This window comes from Paraburkholderia sp. EG286B (genome assembly GCF_040965655.1).
Taxonomy (GTDB): domain Bacteria; phylum Pseudomonadota; class Gammaproteobacteria; order Burkholderiales; family Burkholderiaceae; genus Paraburkholderia.
In genome coordinates this window covers 348,084-364,520 of record NZ_JBFRCF010000007.1, presented here as the reverse complement: position 1 = coordinate 364,520, position 16,437 = coordinate 348,084, and the positions used below count along the sequence as shown (strand labels likewise).

15 protein-coding genes are annotated in these 16,437 nt (G+C 64.7%); 3 read left to right on the top strand and 12 right to left on the bottom strand.

Going from position 1 to position 16,437, the window contains the following annotated elements:
• Positions 1-2: 2 nt before the first annotated feature.
• The 10 genes from AB4Y42_RS18235 to AB4Y42_RS18190 all read right to left on the bottom strand — a co-directional run bounded on the left by AB4Y42_RS18235 (position 3) and on the right by AB4Y42_RS18190 (position 10,430).
• On the bottom strand, positions 3-728 hold the full coding sequence (locus tag AB4Y42_RS18235) for an amino acid ABC transporter ATP-binding protein (protein ID WP_368694919.1): 726 nt from the start codon (positions 726-728) through the stop codon (positions 3-5).
• Between the two features lie 39 nt (positions 729-767).
• Positions 768-1,424: an amino acid ABC transporter permease gene (locus tag AB4Y42_RS18230; RefSeq protein WP_028207074.1), complete on the bottom strand. Its 657-nt coding sequence runs from the start codon at positions 1,422-1,424 to the stop codon at positions 768-770.
• Positions 1,424-2,182: an amino acid ABC transporter permease gene (locus AB4Y42_RS18225; protein WP_368694918.1), complete on the bottom strand. Its 759-nt coding sequence runs from the start codon at positions 2,180-2,182 to the stop codon at positions 1,424-1,426. The genes AB4Y42_RS18230 and AB4Y42_RS18225 overlap by 1 nt, the downstream gene beginning before the upstream one ends.
• Before the next feature lie 43 nt (positions 2,183-2,225).
• Positions 2,226-3,050: a transporter substrate-binding domain-containing protein gene (locus tag AB4Y42_RS18220; RefSeq protein WP_368687804.1), complete on the bottom strand. Its 825-nt coding sequence runs from the start codon at positions 3,048-3,050 to the stop codon at positions 2,226-2,228.
• A 56-nt stretch (positions 3,051-3,106) separates the two neighbouring features.
• Positions 3,107-4,180, bottom strand: a complete 1,074-nt coding sequence (locus AB4Y42_RS18215; RefSeq protein WP_368694917.1) for an ABC transporter ATP-binding protein — start codon at positions 4,178-4,180, stop codon at positions 3,107-3,109.
• A gap of 41 nt (positions 4,181-4,221) precedes the next feature.
• Positions 4,222-5,064, bottom strand: coding sequence for an ABC transporter permease (locus AB4Y42_RS18210; RefSeq protein WP_368694916.1), 843 nt, complete (start codon positions 5,062-5,064; stop codon positions 4,222-4,224).
• On the bottom strand, positions 5,061-5,987 hold the full coding sequence (locus AB4Y42_RS18205; protein WP_368694955.1) for an ABC transporter permease: 927 nt from the start codon (positions 5,985-5,987) through the stop codon (positions 5,061-5,063). The genes AB4Y42_RS18210 and AB4Y42_RS18205 overlap by 4 nt, the downstream gene beginning before the upstream one ends.
• Positions 5,988-5,992: 5 nt before the next feature.
• Positions 5,993-7,090: a PotD/PotF family extracellular solute-binding protein gene (locus tag AB4Y42_RS18200; protein ID WP_368694915.1), complete on the bottom strand. Its 1,098-nt coding sequence runs from the start codon at positions 7,088-7,090 to the stop codon at positions 5,993-5,995.
• Positions 7,091-7,236: 146 nt separating this feature from the next.
• Positions 7,237-8,730, bottom strand: a complete 1,494-nt coding sequence (locus AB4Y42_RS18195; RefSeq protein ID WP_368694914.1) for an aldehyde dehydrogenase family protein — start codon at positions 8,728-8,730, stop codon at positions 7,237-7,239.
• Entirely contained in the window at positions 8,727-10,430 is a 1,704-nt protein-coding gene (locus AB4Y42_RS18190) for a 5-guanidino-2-oxopentanoate decarboxylase (protein ID WP_368694913.1), read from the bottom strand. The genes AB4Y42_RS18195 and AB4Y42_RS18190 overlap by 4 nt, the downstream gene beginning before the upstream one ends.
• Before the next feature lie 326 nt (positions 10,431-10,756).
• On the opposite strand from AB4Y42_RS18190, the gene speB reads away from it, so the two are divergent.
• From speB to AB4Y42_RS18175, 3 genes are all read left to right on the top strand, one after another.
• Entirely contained in the window at positions 10,757-11,710 is a 954-nt protein-coding gene (gene speB, locus AB4Y42_RS18185) for an agmatinase (RefSeq protein WP_368687811.1), read from the top strand.
• 197 nt (positions 11,711-11,907) lie between these two features.
• Complete coding sequence (locus tag AB4Y42_RS18180; protein WP_368694912.1) at positions 11,908-12,723, top strand: MetQ/NlpA family ABC transporter substrate-binding protein; 816 nt, start codon at positions 11,908-11,910, stop codon at positions 12,721-12,723.
• A 42-nt stretch (positions 12,724-12,765) separates the two neighbouring features.
• Positions 12,766-13,422: a methionine ABC transporter permease gene (locus AB4Y42_RS18175; protein WP_368694911.1), complete on the top strand. Its 657-nt coding sequence runs from the start codon at positions 12,766-12,768 to the stop codon at positions 13,420-13,422.
• Between the two features lie 77 nt (positions 13,423-13,499).
• Here AB4Y42_RS18175 and AB4Y42_RS18170 read toward each other — a convergent pair whose 3' ends face one another.
• Together AB4Y42_RS18170 and AB4Y42_RS18165 are read right to left on the bottom strand one after the other, a co-directional pair.
• Positions 13,500-14,768 carry an NAD(P)/FAD-dependent oxidoreductase gene (locus AB4Y42_RS18170; RefSeq protein ID WP_368687813.1) on the bottom strand — a complete coding sequence of 423 codons (1,269 nt, stop codon included), beginning with the start codon at positions 14,766-14,768 and terminating at the stop codon, positions 13,500-13,502.
• A gap of 63 nt (positions 14,769-14,831) precedes the next feature.
• Entirely contained in the window at positions 14,832-16,421 is a 1,590-nt protein-coding gene (locus tag AB4Y42_RS18165) for an amino acid permease (RefSeq protein WP_368694910.1), read from the bottom strand.
• Between the last annotated feature and the right edge of the window lie 16 nt (positions 16,422-16,437).

The following is a 16,437-nucleotide window of genomic DNA, read 5'->3' as shown; positions in this document are numbered from 1 at the left end:
GCCTAGTGAAGGATTTTTGAAAGGAAGTCCTTCGCGCGGCTCGACTTCGGCTGCGCAAAGAACGCCTCCTTGAGATCGTCTTCGACGATACACCCCTGGTCCATGAAGATCACGCGATTCGCCACCTTCTTCGCGAAGCCCATCTCGTGCGTCACGCACATCATCGTCATGCCTTCCTGGGCGAGTTCGACCATCACGTCCAGCACCTCGTTGATCATCTCCGGGTCGAGGGCCGAGGTTGGCTCGTCGAACAGCATGGCGATCGGGTCCATCGACAACGCGCGGGCGATCGCGACACGCTGCTGCTGACCACCGGAGAGCTGGCCGGGAAACTTGTCCGCATGAGCGCGCAGGCCCACGCGATGCAGCAGCCCCAGGGACTTTTGCGCGGCCTCGTCCTTGTGCCGGCCAAGCACCTTCACCTGGGCGAGCGTGAGGTTTTCGGTAATCGACATATGCGGGAAGAGTTCGAAATGCTGAAAGACCATGCCCACTTTCGAACGCAGCTTCGACAGATTGGTCTTCCTGTCGCCCACCGACTCGCCGTTGATCCTGATCTCGCCGTTCTGAAACGGTTCGAGGCCATTGACCGTCTTGATGAGCGTCGATTTTCCCGAGCCCGACGGCCCGCACACCACGACGACTTCGCCTTTTTTCACTTCCGTCGTGCAGTCGGTGAGCACCTGGAACTGACCGTACCACTTCGATACGTTGCTAATGGTAATCATGTGGAAACCTGCTTCTGAAAAGCGTTGAAGTTCATGCGTTCAGCGGTGACGGGCACGCTGGTAGCGGCCTTCGAGCACACGTGCGTACCACGTGAGCGGAAAGCACATCGCGAAGTACAGCAGTGCGACCATTGCGTAGATCGGGAACGGACGAAATACGGCGTTCGTGATCATGGTTCCGGTCTTGGTCAGCTCGGTCAGGCCGATGATCGACGTGAGCGCCGTACTCTTCACCACCTGCACGAGAAAGCCGACCGTGGGCGGCACGGCGATTTTCCATGCCTGCGGCCAGACGACGTAACGCAGCTGCTGAGGCCATGTCATGCCGAGGCTGGCCGCGGCGCTCCACTGCCCTCGTGGCACGGCTTCGACGCAGCCGCGCCAGATGTCGGCCAGGTAGGCGCTCGTGTAGAGCGTGAGCGTCACCGTTGCGGCCAGCCATGGCGACACTTCGATTCCCACGAGCGGCAGCCCGAAGAACGCGAGAAAGAGCTGCATCAGCAGTGGCGTGCCTTGAAACAGCTCGACGTACAGCACGGCGATCCGACGCAGCCAGGCCAACGGCGACACGCGCATCGCCAGCAGCACGAGGCCCGCAATGCCGCCTCCAACGAACGCGCAAAGCGAGAGCAGGACGGTCCAGCGCGCGGCCAGCAGCAGATTGCGCGCGATATCCCAGAGAGTGAACTCGACCATTACGAACGCTCCTTCGAAAGGCCGGATGCCGCCATGCGGGCGCGACCGGAAAACCACGCGCGCAGGGATGCGCGCGAGGCGCCGGCGCCGCGCGCCGTGCGTCCGGCGAAGAGGCCCTTGCCGAGCCTGTTGATGAGCAGCCGCAGCACGATCGACAGCAAGAGATAGATCAGCGTGACGATCACGTAGCTCTCGAACGAGCGGAAGTTGCGCGACTGGATGAAGTTGGCTGCGTAGGTCAGGTCGGGCACGGAAATCTGCGAAACGACGGCCGAGCCGAGCATGACGATCAGCACCTGGCCCAGCAGCGCCGGGAAAACGTTGGCGAGCGCCTGAGGTAGCACCACGTGGCGGAAAACCTGCCGCCCCTGCAAGCCGAGCGCCATGGCCGCCTGGCGCTGGCCGCGAGGGACAGAGTCGATGCCGGCGCGCACGATCTCGGTCGCGTAGGCCCCCAGATTCACGGTCATCGCCAATACCGCCGCCTGCATCTCGTTGATCTGCACGCCCAGCCCCGGCAGCCCGAAAAACACGAAAAAGAGCTGCACGAGAAAAGGCGTATTGCGGATCAGCTCGACATAGGACGCCACCAGCGCGCGCACCCACCTCGGGCCCGCGACGGCAAGGCTCGCGCCGGCAATGCCGAGCAGGCCGCCCAGCACGGTCGAGACCGCCGTCAGGCCGAGCGTCACTTCCACGCCGCGCGCGAGCATGCCCGCGTAAAGACCGAAGTCACTAAAGTCGAATGTGTAAGTCATCGCTGCGCCGTCTGTCGTTCAGGTAAGCGGGAGCCGGAGCGCATCAAAGACTGGCCGGCAGCGGAGCGCGCAGCCACTTGAGCGAGATGGCGTTCATCGAGCCGTCCTTCTTTGCGGCGGCGATGGCATCGTCGACTTTCTGCTTCAGGCGCGGCTCGTTCTTGTTCAGCCCCACGTGATCGGGCGAACTGAACAACGAGAACTTCTGCTCCGGATCGTTGGCGGGATGACGGGCCATGATGGTCGCGCCGACATCGTTGCCAACCACGAGCAGTTGGGCCTGACCGGACAGGAAAGCGGAAATCGCGCCGTTCGGGTCGTCAAAGCGCTTGATGACCGCGGAGGGCGGCGCCACCTTGGACACGCTGAGATCTTCGAGCGTGCCGCGTGCAACGGCGACCGTCTTGCCGGCCAGATCGCCCGCATTCTTCACCGCCAGCGATTTCGGACCGAATACCGCGAGATAGTACGGCGCATATGGCTGCGAGAAGTCGATGACCTTCGCGCGCTCGGGCGTCTGGCCAACCGAGAGCAGCATGTCCGCCTTGTGATCCGCCAGATAGGCCATGCGGTTGTCGCCCGTCACCTGCACGAGTTCGACCTTTGCATTCAGGGCCTTGCCGATCAGATTGGCCACGTCGATGTCGTAGCCCTGCGGCTTCATGTCGGGCCCGATCGATCCAAACGGCGGATAGTCCTCGAAAACGCCGACGCGCACGACACCCGATTTCGCAATCGTGTCGAGGGCATCCGCGTGCGCGAGCGGTGCGAACGCGCTGAGGCCAGCCATGCCGGCCAGCGCGAAGGCTGCGATGGTGCGAGCCGCCAGGCGCTGCACGCGGTTCGTGGTGACGTGAGTGGTGTTCATGACGGATGTCTCCTTCCAGCTGCTTCTTTGGGGGTAAAAAATTTCGACGCGAAATTTCAGTGCGCGGTATGCGCCGGAATCAGCCTGCACGCGTGGGCCGGCATCTCGGCGAGCACGGGGCGCCCCACTTCGAAGTCCGGCGTTTCGCGGGGCGTGGTGGCGGCGGTGAGCGTGAAGCCCCCGCAATCGATCGTTGCTTCGATCTGCGCGCCCACGTCGCGAACGAAGGTCACCTTGCCGGCGACGACGTTCGGGCCGGGATCCGCCGTCATGGGCCGCACACACACGTCTTCCGGGCGAATCAGCAGGCGGATGTCGCCCGAGCGCTCCGGCGCGCGCATCGCGCCATTGACGGCGATCCGCTGGCCGCCCGGCAGCGCGATGCCGGCGTCGGCTTCGAGCGTCACGGGCAAGATGTTGCCGAGGCCGATGAAGTCCGCCACGAATTCATTCACGGGATCGCGGTAAATGTCGAGCGGCCTGCCGACCTGGGCGATACGCCCTTTCTGCATTACCACGATCTCGTCGGCCATCGTCATCGCTTCGCGCTGGTCATGCGTGACCATGATCGTCGTGATGCCGAGCCGCTGTTGCAGCAGCCGAATCTCGACCTGCATCGCTTCACGCAGCTTCGCGTCGAGCGCCGAGAGCGGTTCGTCGAGCAGCAGCAGTTTCGGCGACGAGGCAATCGCCCGCGCAATCGCCACGCGCTGGCGCTGCCCGCCGGAAAGCTGCGTAACGGGCCGGTTCGCCATGTGCGGAAGCTGGATCAGCTCGAGCAGTTCGGCCACGCGCTTCGCTTGTGCGCGCTTGTCGACGCCGCGCAAACGCAGCGGATAGGCGACATTGGCGGCAACGGTCATATGCGGGAACAGCGCAAGCGACTGAAACACCATGCCGAAGTCGCGCCGGTTGGCCGGCACCTGCGTGAGGTCGCGCCCCGCGAACAGCACCGATCCGGAAGTCGGCGTCTCCAGGCCCGCGATGACACGCAGCAGGGTTGTCTTGCCGCAGCCGGACGGCCCGAGAAAACACACCAGCTTGCCGTCCGGAACGTTGAGATCGACGTGGTCGACCGCGAACGCGTTGTGAAAGCGCTTGGTGATGGCCTGCAAAGACAGATGAGTCATGAGAGTTCCTTTGTGCCCGGGGACCGCGTGAGAGGCGGCGATCAGAGCGCCACGCCTGCGTCGCCGACGAGCTTTTCGAGCAGCCAGATCAAGGCGAAGTCGATCAGCACGATGAAGACCGCGAACGAAAACACGGTTGGGTCGAGCGACGACACGGTGCGGCTGTAGAGCCAGACAGGCAGCGTCATCGTGTTGATGCCGTAGAGGAAGAACGTCACCGTGAATTCGTTAAACGAAATGATGAACGCGAACAGCATGCCGGCGAGAATGCCGGGACGCATGAGCGGCAGTACGACGTCGACGAGCGCACGCCGCGGGCTCGCACCCATCACGCAGGCGGCTTCCTCGAACTCCGGTCCGATCGACGCAACCGATGCCGCGCAGTTCTTCACCGTGAACGGCAGCGCCAGGATGACGTGCGCAATGACGAGCCGCCCCATGCCCAGTTCCACCGGTAGGACATTGAAGACGAGCAGCAGCGAAAGCCCCAGCATCACGAGCGGATAGACGAGCGGCAGCGCGACCAGTTGCTCGATCACGGCCTTGCCGCGAAAGCGGTAGCGCGAGAGCGCGTAGGCAGCGGGCACGGAAACGGCGGTGGCGATGAACATCGTCGAGACCGCGACGATGAGGCTCGTCGTGAGCGCGGTGCCCATGGACAGCACGTCGCTCGCGTCGGGCGACACGAAGGTGTGCCAGGCGGCCCGATACCAGTGCAAGCCGAAGCTCTGCGGCGGAAATTCGAGCGTGTCGGCATTGCCGAACGACATCGTGATCATCGTCAGAATCGGCAGCGCGGCGAGAAAGAGCACGATCGTCGCGCACCATCCCGTCACGCGGCTGAGGCGGCCGGGCATCGTCAGGGGAATACGCAAGGCATTCATGAGCGGGACTCCGCGTGGCGTTGCAGGTTGCGCACCAGCCGTTGCGAGATGGCCATCACCGCAAGCGTCGCGGCCATCAGAACGACACCCGAGGCAGACGCCGCGGGCCAGTTCAGCAACGGCGCGACCTGATCGTGCACGAGTACGGCGAGCATCGGCACGCGGCGTCCGCCCAGCAGCAATGGCACCGCGAACGCGCTCGCGTTATAGGCGAACACGAGCAGCGCGCCCGAGACGATGCCGGGCATCGCAAGCGGCAGCATCACGTGGCGCAGCGTCTGCCAGCGGCTTGCGCCGAGGGTAGCCGCCGCCTCTTCGTACGAGCGCGACACCGCACGCATCGCGCTCGAGATGGGCAGCACAGCGAGCGGAAAGGCCGTTTGAATCAGTCCGAGCAGCACACCGTTCTCGCGATACAGCCACAACACGGGGCGCCCGATCAGGCCGGTGGCCATGAGCACGTGATTGACGAGGCCCGCCGGCCCCAGCATCACGAGCCACCCGTAGCCCTGCAGCAGCAGGTTGACCAGCAGCGGCAGCAGTACGCCGGCCAGCAGGAGGCGTCGCGCGGTGCGCGACTGCGTACGCGCCATCGCGAGTGCCACCGGAATCGCCAGCACGACCGCAACGATCATGCTCTGGAAGGCCAGGCGCAAGGTCAGCCAGAGCGAGCGCAGGAAGTAGGCGTCCCCGAGGTCGACGTAATTCTGCAGCGTGAAGGCATGCCACTCGTTGCCCGGAACACCGAAGCTCATGCGCAGCACGGCGAGCGCCGCCGCGATGAGCACGGCGAGAAACGCGAGGATCGGCGCGAGCAGCAGCAACGGCGGCACGCGCGGCAGCGCCGTTGCGGTGGCGGGCTGGGCCGTCGACTCGCCGGCCTGCGCCGGCGTGCCCGCGCGATGTGAAGAGAGGGCTGACATGGCGCTCACGCGGAAAAGATCTCGGTGAAGCGCTTGATCCACGCAGGCTGCAACGCGGCGAGCGCCTTGTCGTCGTGAAGCACGGCCTTCTCGGCGATCTGCTGCGGCGACGGCACGAAGGCGCGGCTTTCGGCGGGAATGATCGCGCGCGAGTTCACCGGACCGTTGAGCACGTCGGCGGCCATGCGGCCCTGCACGCCGGCATCGAGCGAATGATTGATGAACGCGTGGATGAGATCGATATCGCCGGGATGCGACTTCGGAATCACCGTAAACATCAGCTGGGTCGCGAAGCCCTCTTTCATGCCGTAAGTCACGGCCATCTTGTACTCGGGCTTGCGGATCTGCTCCGGAAAGAATGCCGGTGCATAGATGCCGCCGATGTCGAGCGAGCCGGTGCGGAACAGGTCGGCGACCTGGTTCGGGTTCTCGCCGAGTGTCAGCACACGGTCCTTCAACTGGGCGAGTTTCTCGAAGCCCGGATCGATATTCTGCTGCGAACCGCCCGCCATCTTCGCGGCGATGATCGCGAGATCGACCGCTTCCGCCCATTCGGGCGGCGGCAGGAACAGGCGTCCCGCATACTTCGGATCCCAAAGGGCTTCGTACGTCGAGGGCGCGGCCTTCACGGTGGACGTGTTGTAGATGAGACCGTCCGACCACAGCAGGTAGCCGACGCCGAATCCGTTGGCGCCCGTGCGGTATTGCGGTGCGACGTCTTTCAGGTTCGGCAGCTTGTTCAGGTCCGGCTTCGTCAGCAGGCCCGCATCGGCAAGACCGGAGGCGCCGACCCCGGCAAGCGTGATCACGTCGTAGGTGGGCCGGTCGCCGGCCGCCTTGAGTTTCGCGACCATGCCGGAGGTGCCATCGGCGCGGTCGGCGATGACCTGTGCACCGGTCTTCTGGCTGAACGTGGCGGCGATGTTGCGCAAAGCCGCTGCGCCGGTGTCGTCGGACCAGGTGAGCAGCCGCAGGGTCTTGCCCGCATAGCTCTTCTCCTGTGCCCTGGCAGTACTGATGAATGGCATGGGCAGCGCCGATGCCGCCAGAGCCGTGCCGATCGCCTTAATGGCCTGCCTTCTCCCCAGCTTGATCCCCTGCATGGTCATCTCCTGATTGAACCGTATGGGCGCTGCCCAATGCGCGCTGCCATTACCAAAAATCACGCGAACGTGCTACGTGAATGGACTCTACGTGCGTCAAAAACCCGCAACAAACGAAATCTCTGCATGCGGGCCATGACAAAAGCTCATGCGCCGCGAACGCATTCCACAGCGCCGGCGGCCCCGGCAGGCATGAGCACCTGCTTGATTTCCTGGAAGGCGGCGAGCCCGAACGGACCCAGCTCGCGCCCGATGCTGCTGCGCTTGTAGCCGCCCCATGAGGTCTGAGGAAAGATGACCTGCGGCGCGTTGATCCACACAACGCCCGCTTCCAGTTCGGCCGCCACTCGCCTGCTCCGCCCTGCGTCGCGCGTGACGACCGTGGCGACCAGGCCGAACTCGGTGTCGTTGGCCGCGCCGATCGCCTCGTCCTCGCTATCGAAGCTGCGCAGGCACAGCACGGGGCCGAAGATCTCCTCGCGCCACAGCGGGCTTTCGGCCGGGATATCGACGAACAGGGTCGGTTTCACGAAGTAGCCGGGACCTGCCGGCGCCTCGCCTTCGATCACGAGACGCGCGCCGTCGGACTTGCCGCGCGCGATGTAGCGCTGCACGCGTTCGAACTGCGCGCGGTTGGTGAGTGGCCCCATCTGCACGCCGGGCCGGAATGGATCGCCCACGACCGTGCGCGTTGCGCGGTCGGCGAGACGCGCGGCGAGCGCGTCCGCTATCGGTCGCTCGACCAGTACGCGCGACGTGGCCGAGCACATCTGGCCGCCATTGAAGAACGCGCCGCCCGCCACGAGGTCGGTGGCGAGATCGAGGTCCGCATCGGCGAACACGATGATGGAAGACTTTCCGCCCAGTTCCAGACTCACGCCCTTGATGGTGTCCGCAGCGGTCTTCATGACCTGCGCGCCAACGGCGGTGCTGCCGGTAAAGGAAACCTTCGCGACGAGCGGGTGTGCCGCCAACGGCGCCCCGACTTCGGTGCCCGTGCCCGTCACGACGTTGACCACGCCCCCCGGCACACCGGCGTCCGCAATGATCGCAGCGAGCGCCAGCTCGGGCAGCGGCGTGATTTCGGAGGGCTTGAGAACGACTGTGCAGCCGGCCGCAAGCGCGGGCGCGAGCTTCCATGCCGTGGTGACCATCGGGAAATTCCACGGCACGATCAGCGCGGCCACGCCTGCCGGCTCGCGCCGGACGCTCGCCTGATAGTCGTCGCTGGGAATTGCGACCCCGGACTCGCCGATTGCGTCGAGTTGTTCGGCGAGCCCCGCGTAGTACTCGAAGGTGGCGATCACGTCGCTCACGTCGATTCGCGCTTCCTCCAGCGGTTTGCCATTGTTGAGCGACTGCAGCGCCGCCAGATGCTCGCGCCGGTCGCTCACGCCGCTCGCGATCGCACGAAGCAAGCTGGCACGCTGCGCGCCGGTTGTCTTCTTCCAGGTGCGGAAGGCCCGTGCGGCGGCACGCACCGCGCAATCGACATCGGCGGCGTTGCCGGCCTCGACCTGGGCAATCGTTTCCTCGGTCGATGGGTTGACGACCGGCAGACGCTGCCCGCCCTCGCCCGCGCACCAGAAGCCGTCGATGTAGAGCTGCGTACGCAGCTCGAACCCTTCATGCTGTTTCATGCCGGCACCCGCGCAAACCAGTCGGCTTCGTTCACTTCGATCACTGTCGGGATGTCGCGCGACACGGCCTGCTGCAGCTCGGCGGCAAGCGCATCGGGCGTATCCACGCGAGCAGCCACGCAGCCGAAGCCACGCGCCAGCGCGAGGAAATCCGGCGTGTGGATATCGACGCCGACCGGCACGATGTCGCGCGCCGTCATGTAGCGGCGTATCTCGCCGTAGCCATAGTTGTTCCACAAGAGCACCACCACAGGCACCCTGGCTTCCACAGCGCTGGCGAGTTCCGGCAGCGTGAACTGCAGCCCGCCGTCGCCGATCAGGCAAACCACGGGACGATCGGGCGCGGCGAGCTTCGCGCCAATCGCCGCGGGAAGCCCATAGCCCAGCGTGCCGTAGCCAGTCGACGAGTTGAACCATGAACGCGGCTGCGGTGCGTCGTGCACGAAGTTGCCCGCATACACGGGGCTGGTCGAGTCGCCAGCGATGATGACATTCGGCAACGTGGCAGTGATCGTATCGACAAGGCGCTTCTGCGAGCGCGTTGGCGCGTCGTAGCCGGCCTCCACGGCCTGCCGCGCGAGCGCGACCCGCTGCGCGCCCCAGTCGCGCTGACGCGCCGACATGATGCCTTCATGCAGCCGCGTCGACAGGCTGCCAAGCGCTTGCTGCGAGTCGGCGGCGATGGCCACGTCGGGACTGAAGTTGCGCATCAGTTGCTGCGCGTCGATGTCGATGCGGATCAGCCGGCCCTCGATCGAAAAGCCGCCGTCGAACACCACGTCGTAGTCGGTTTCGCCCAACTCGGTGCCGACCGCGAGCACGACGTCCGCTTCGCGGACCAGCGCCCGCGTGGGCGGCAGCGATTGCGTCGAGCCAAGCAGCAGCGGATGCTCTGGCGGCAGCAGGCCCTTGGCGTTGATCGTCAGCGCAACCGGCGCCTGCAGGCGTTCAGCGAGTTCCTGCAGTTCGGCCGCGGCGTGCAGCGCGCCTCCGCCTGCGAGAATCAGCGGACGTCGCGCCGTGGCGAGCAGGTCTGCGGCCGCAGCGAGGGCCGCCGGGCATCCCGCCGGCCTCGCCGGCCTCGCCGGCAGCGCGGCTGGCAGCAGGTTCATGCCGCGAGCGGGCGCGACGATCACATCCAGCGGAATCTCGATGTGCACGGGCCGCGGCCGCGCGCCGCCGAAAACGGCAAATGCCCGGGCCAGCACCTGGGGCAGCTCCGCAGCATCGAGCAGTGTGTGCGAAAACGCGGTGAGCCCGGCGAACACGTCGCGCTGCGACGGCAGTTCGTGCAGGCGTCCGTCTCCGTTACCGAGTTCGCGGCGTGCATTTACACTCGATATCACCAGCATCGGAATGGAGTCGGCATACGCCTGCGCCATCGCGGTCGCGATGTTCGTCATGCCCGGCCCCGTGATGATGAAGCACACGCCAGGTTTTCCGGTCACGCGTGCGTAGCCGTCCGCCATGAAGCCCGCACCCTGCTCATGGCGCGGCGTGACGTGGCGAATGGACGAAGCCGCGAGACCCCGATAAAGCTCGACCGTATGCACGCCCGGAATGCCGAACACGTACTGGACGCCGTATCCTTCGAGCAGGGTGACGAGTGCCTCGCCGCAGGTTTGGCCCGTTGTATGGGGCCACTGAATTGGCCGCGCGCCGGCTTCCTCGAAGCTGGCGGTGAATTCCGGATAGTTCATGGATGGTCGCGTTCCTGGTTGGTACCGCCCGATGCCGATGCCGGCCCGGCTGGCCTATGCACACGCATCTGCGTCGTTGTCCAAACCATTCTCGGCGGCGCCGCGCGGCGCGGACAATCGATATGTTTTCATGAGGTGCATGAGCTTCTTGCATGACCTGAGGAAAACCCGCCTATGCACGGCGAGGTGCGAGGGTTTACGCCGATCCATGACGGGAGGGCATGCGTCCCATGAAATTATTTCGGTTGTTCGTGTCCCGCCGTCGCGCGGAAAATGCATTCATCGAATGCTTTTAAGCAACTGACTGAATACAACTGGAGCGAATCATGAACACGGAATATTTCCAGCCCCTGGGCGGCAACGCGATGCCGCGCTGCGGCGGGATCGCGACGATGATGCGACTGCCCAACGTGGAGAATGCCGAAGGGCTCGATGCCTGCTTCGTCGGCGTGCCGTTCGATCTGGGCACATCGAATCGCACCGGCGCGCGCTACGGGCCGCGCCAGATTCGCACCGAATCGGTGTTGCTGCGCCCGTACAACATGGCGACACGCGCCGCGCCGTTCGATTCGCTGCGCGTCGCGGATATCGGCGATGTCGCGATCAATCCGTACAACCTCCCCGATTCGATCGCCCGGATCGAGACGGCCTACGACGCCATCCTGAGCCACGGCGCTACGCCGGTCACGCTAGGCGGCGACCATACGATCACGCTGCCGATCCTGCGTGCCATTCATCGCAGGCACGGCAAGGTCGGCCTGATCCACGTCGACGCGCACGCGGATGTCAACGACACGATGATGGGGGAGAAGATTGCGCACGGCACGCCGTTTCGCCGCGCGGTCGAGGAAGGTCTGCTCGACTGCCGGCGTGTGGTCCAGATCGGTTTGCGCGGCACCGGCTACGCCGCCGAAGACTTCGACTGGTGCCGCGAACAGGGTTTTCGCGTGGTGCAGGCCGAGGAGTGCTGGAACCGCTCGCTCGAACCGCTGATGGCAGAGGTGCGCGAGCGCGTTGGCGGAGGGCCGGTGTATCTGAGTTTCGATATCGACGGCATCGACCCCGCGTACGCGCCCGGTACCGGCACGCCGGAGATCGCAGGGCTGACGGTCCCGCAAGCCCTCGAAATCATTCGTGGCGCGTGGGGGCTTGACCTGGTGGGCGCCGATGTGGTCGAAGTCGCGCCGCCGTACGATCCGTTCGGCACCACCGCCCTGCTTGCCGCCAATCTCGCTTATGAAGCGCTGTGCGTACTGCCGGGTGTGAAGCGCCGCGCGTGAGTCGGGTCGCTCGCCTCGTAGCAATCCATAAAAACGAGCGCATTGCAACCAAAAGGCGTCGCACTACGCTGGCCTGGTGGACATAGATGAACCACCGCGCGTCATTAGCATTCGACAATCCATTCGTAGTGCCACGCAGATCTGCGTTCCTATAATGGCCCGGCGTACCAACTCATCCTTACACCCCGGAGCCATTCATGATTCGACGCACCCTGCCCATTCTCGCCGCGCTCGCGCTCGTGCTGCCGTTGGCCAGCGGCCCCGCCTTCTCCGCCGGCGCGCCGACGCCGCTCAAGGTGGGCGTGGCGGGCGGCGTAGACGAGCAGATCTGGGAAGTCGTCACGCAGGTTGCGAAGAAGGACGGGCTGGACGTGGAGGCCATCGTCATCAGCGGCACCGCGAGCCCGAATGAGGCGCTGAACAACGGCGATCTGAACGCCAATTCCTTCCAGCACATTCCGTATCTGCGCGATCAGGTCAAGTCGCGCGGCTACAAGATCGTGGCGGCTGGCGACACGTATATTTCGCCCATCGGCTTTTATTCGAAGAAGTACAAGTCGCTCGAGGCGCTTCCTGTTGGCGCAACGGTCAGCATTCCTGCCGACCCGAGCAACCAGACCCGGGCCCTCGTGATCCTGCGCGATCACAAGCTCATCACGTTGCGCGACGGCTTCGATCCCTACACCGGCACCGCTTCGCTACAGGACGTGCGCGCCAACCCACGCAAGCTGAATTTCGTCGAGGCCGACCCGCTGGTCCAGGCGCGCTCGCTGCCCGACGTCGATGCCGCGGCCATCGTCAATAATGTGGCGTCCGAGGCGGGACTTTATGCTACGCGCGACGGCATCGCGGTCGAGCACAAGGAACACAACCCCTACGTGAACATCATCGCGGTGCGCGAGCGGGACCGCAACGCACCGTGGGTGCCGAAGCTCGTCAAGGCATATCAGTCAGAGGAAGTCAGGCACTTCATCCAGACACACTTCAATGGGTCCGTGATTCCCGCATTCTGATAGTTCACATACCTGCGCATGCTTCCATCGAGGTGAAAGCTTATGTCGCCAACCCTGGCTGACCGCTACGTGCAGGCCCTGCTGCAGACCCTGCTAATGGTGGGTGCCTCCATGCTGATCGCGATCGTCGCCGGCATGCTGCTCGCGATCGTGCTCACGGTGAGCGCACCAGGCGGGCTTTATCCGCGACCGCTCCTGCACAAGGCGCTCTCGACCGCCATCAACATGTTCCGCGCGATCCCCTTCATCATCCTGCTGGTCGCGCTGCTGCCCGTCACGCGCTTCATCGTCGGTACGACGCTGGGCGCGTGGGCCGCCGTCGTGCCGTTGAGCGCGAACCTGATTCCGTTCTTTGCGCGCATCGTCCAGGTCAATCTCGGCGGTGTGGAGCCTGGGCTCATCGAGGCCGCGCGCGCGATGGGCTGCAAACGCTCCCAGATCGTCCACCACGTGCTGTTGCCCGAAGCGCTGCCCGGCATTCTCGGCGGCGTCACGGTAACCGCAATCGCGATGATCGACATGTCGGCGATGGCTGGCGCCGTCGGGGGCGGAGGCCTTGGCGACATGGCGATTCGCTACGGCTACGAACGCTACGAAACCCAGGTGATGATCGTCGTGATCTTCATACTGGTCGCGCTCGTATCGGTGATTCAGCTGGTCGGCGATTATTTCGCACGCCGGGTCGATCGCAAGCGCTGACGCCGCCGAATACGCGGCACGCGCGCGCAACCCGTGCCTCGAAGCAGGCATCGGGTTGGGCGGAGAGAGTGCGGGGTTTAGTGGCGGTAGGCGGCGAGCGCATCGCGCGCCTGGAAGGCACTGTATGTGAGTTGTGCGGCCGCGAGGCCCGCGAGGCCGAAGGTGCGCGTCAGGCTGAATGCGGAAAAGCCTTCGGGCACCGGCACTCCCAGCGCCAAGGCGTCGGCGAGCGTCTCGCCCGCGACCGTGGTGGGCGCCATGCCGTGGCCGCCGAACGCGATGGCATGCCAGACGCCGTCGGCGTCTCGACCGATTTGCGGCATCTTGTGCCGCGCGTAGCTCATCAAGCCCCCCCAGGCGTGCTCGATCTTCACATCCGCCAGTTGCGGATACACGCGTGCGAGGTCGCGCTTGAGCAGCCGCGCGATGGCGTCCGGACCGCGGTCGAGCACCGAGATCCGGCCACCCCAAAGAATGCGCGTGTCCTTCAGCGGCCGGTAATAGTCGAACGCGAAGCGCGTGTCGTAGACCGCATAGGGCGCGTCGATCGCATCGGCGAGGCGCACACCAAGCGGCTCGGTGGCGATCACATAGGTCGCGATCGGCAATACCGCGCGCTCGATACGCGGTGCGACGCCGCGCGCATAGCCGCCACCGGCGAACACGACATCCTTCGCGGTGACGGTGCCGTGCGGCGTACGCACGACGAAGCCCGCGCCGTTCCGCTCGATCGCGCGCACCGGCGACTGGTCGTAGATTCGGGCGCCGCCCTGCGCCGCGGCGTTCGCAACGCCGAGCACATACTTCAGTGGATGGAAATGAAAAGCGTTGGGCTCGAACAGGCCGCCGTGATAACGCGTGGTCTTCAACTGCGCGCGCAACGCGTCCTTGGTTACCGGCTCCCAGTCGACGCCAAAATCGCGCTTCATCAGCGTGCGCGTGGCGTCGAGCCGCGACGGATCATCGAACCAGTTCGCAAGCATGACGCCACGATCGACGATCTCGCAATCGATGCCGTAGCGCGCGATGCGCGTGCGGATCAGGTCCACGGCGTCGACCGTGAGCCGGTACAGGGCGCGCGCCTGGCTGTGCCCGAGCGTGCGCAGCAGTTCGGCATTATCGAGGCTGTAACCGCCGAACACGAAGCCGCCGTTACGTCCCGATGCGCCAAAGCCCACGCGCTCGGCATCGAGCACGACGACGTCGCGCACGCCGCGCTCGACTAGCCCGAGCGCGGTATTCAGGCCGGCGAGGCCGCCGCCGACAATGCAGATTTGCGTATCCGTCTTGCCGGTCAGTTGCGGGTAGGACGGGCGAGAGACGGTGGATTCGTAGTAGTTATTCATGCGATTGCAGAATTTCGATGTGCGAAAGGAAAACAGGAGAAGGTCGACGCCAGCAGCGCGGGATCACACGTCCGAAGCCGCCTTCACCTGATTCACCTGGCTGGCAATGCTCGCGGGATAGCCGGCGCTCGACGAAGTCTCGGTCGAAGCCGCCATCTGGCGTTCGATCCACGGCGCGATCTCCATGTCTTCGTAGCGAACCCGCCGACATTTGCGCACGATCGAATAGCCCAACCAGACCACGAGAAAGAGCGGCAGGCCGATATAGGTCGCAGCCACATCTACCCAGTCTATCTTATTGGCAAGGAAAGCCTGATAGTTCTGGCCGAGCGTGACAACGGTACACAGCACGGCGGCGAGAATCGGGCCGAACGGGAACCATTTCGCGCGATACGGCAATTGCTCGAGGCGATAGCCCTGCTTCAGGAATCCCTTGCGGAATCGATAATGGCTGACCGCAATGCCGAGCCACGTGATGAAGCCCGCCATTCCCGACAGATTCAGCAACCAAAGGTACATCGTCTTGTCGCCATAGAGCGACGAGAGAAAGCACAGTGCCCCGACCGCAGTCGTCGCGTATAGTGCGTTGCGCGGCACGCCGCCCGGCGAGAGCTTCGCAAACAGCCGGGGCGCGCGGCCTTCCATGGCGAGGTTGTACAGCATGCGGGTCGACGCATACATGCCGGAATTGCCGGCGGACAGCACGGCGGAGAGGATGACCGCATTCATCACGCCGGCCGCGAAGGCAAGACCGGCACGCCGGAATACGAGCGTAAACGGACTCACGCCGATATCGGTCACGTCGCTCTTCAGCAGGTTGGGATCCGTGTAGGGAACGAGCACGCCAATGACGAAAATCGCGAGCACGTAGAAAAGCAGGATGCGCCAGAAGATCTGCTTGACGGCGCGCGGGATCGTCGAGCCCGGATTTTCTGCTTCGCCCGCCGCAACGCCGATCATCTCCGTGCCCTGGAACGAAAAGCCCGCGATCATGGCAACTCCGAGCATCGCGCTCCAGCCGCCGGCAAACGGCGCGTCCTTGATCGTGAAGTTTTCCCAACCATTGCTGGGGCCGCCATGCAGGATGCCGAAAATCATCAGGAGGCCGATGGCGATAAATGCAAGCACGGTCAGCACCTTGATCAACGCGAACCAGTACTCGGCCTCGCCGAAGCCGCGAACCGACAACGCGTTGAACGAGAAAACCACGGCCAGAAAGAGCGCGCTCCACCAGATGCCGGGCACGTGCGGAAACCAGTAGCCCATCACGAGTTGCGCCGCGACCAGTTCGACTGCGATCGTCACGGCCCAGCTATACCAGTAGTTCCAGCCAATGGCGAAACCGAAGCCCTCATCGACGAACTTCGCACCGTACGCGGCGAACGAGCCCGAAACCGGCATGAACGCCGCCATCTCGCCGAGGCTCGTCATCAGAAAATAGACCATCAGGCCGATCACCATGTACGAAAGGATCGCGCCTCCGGGTCCCGCCTGCGAAATCGATGCGCCCGTGGCCACGAACAGGCCCGTGCCAATGGAGCCGCCAATGGCGATCATGCGCAGGTGGCGCGCTTGCAGGCTGCGATGGAGTTTGGGCTTCCGGGGTCTCGAGCTGGATGGATTCTCAGTATTCTTGCCGGATTGTGAACGCATGACGTGCGCTGTCTCC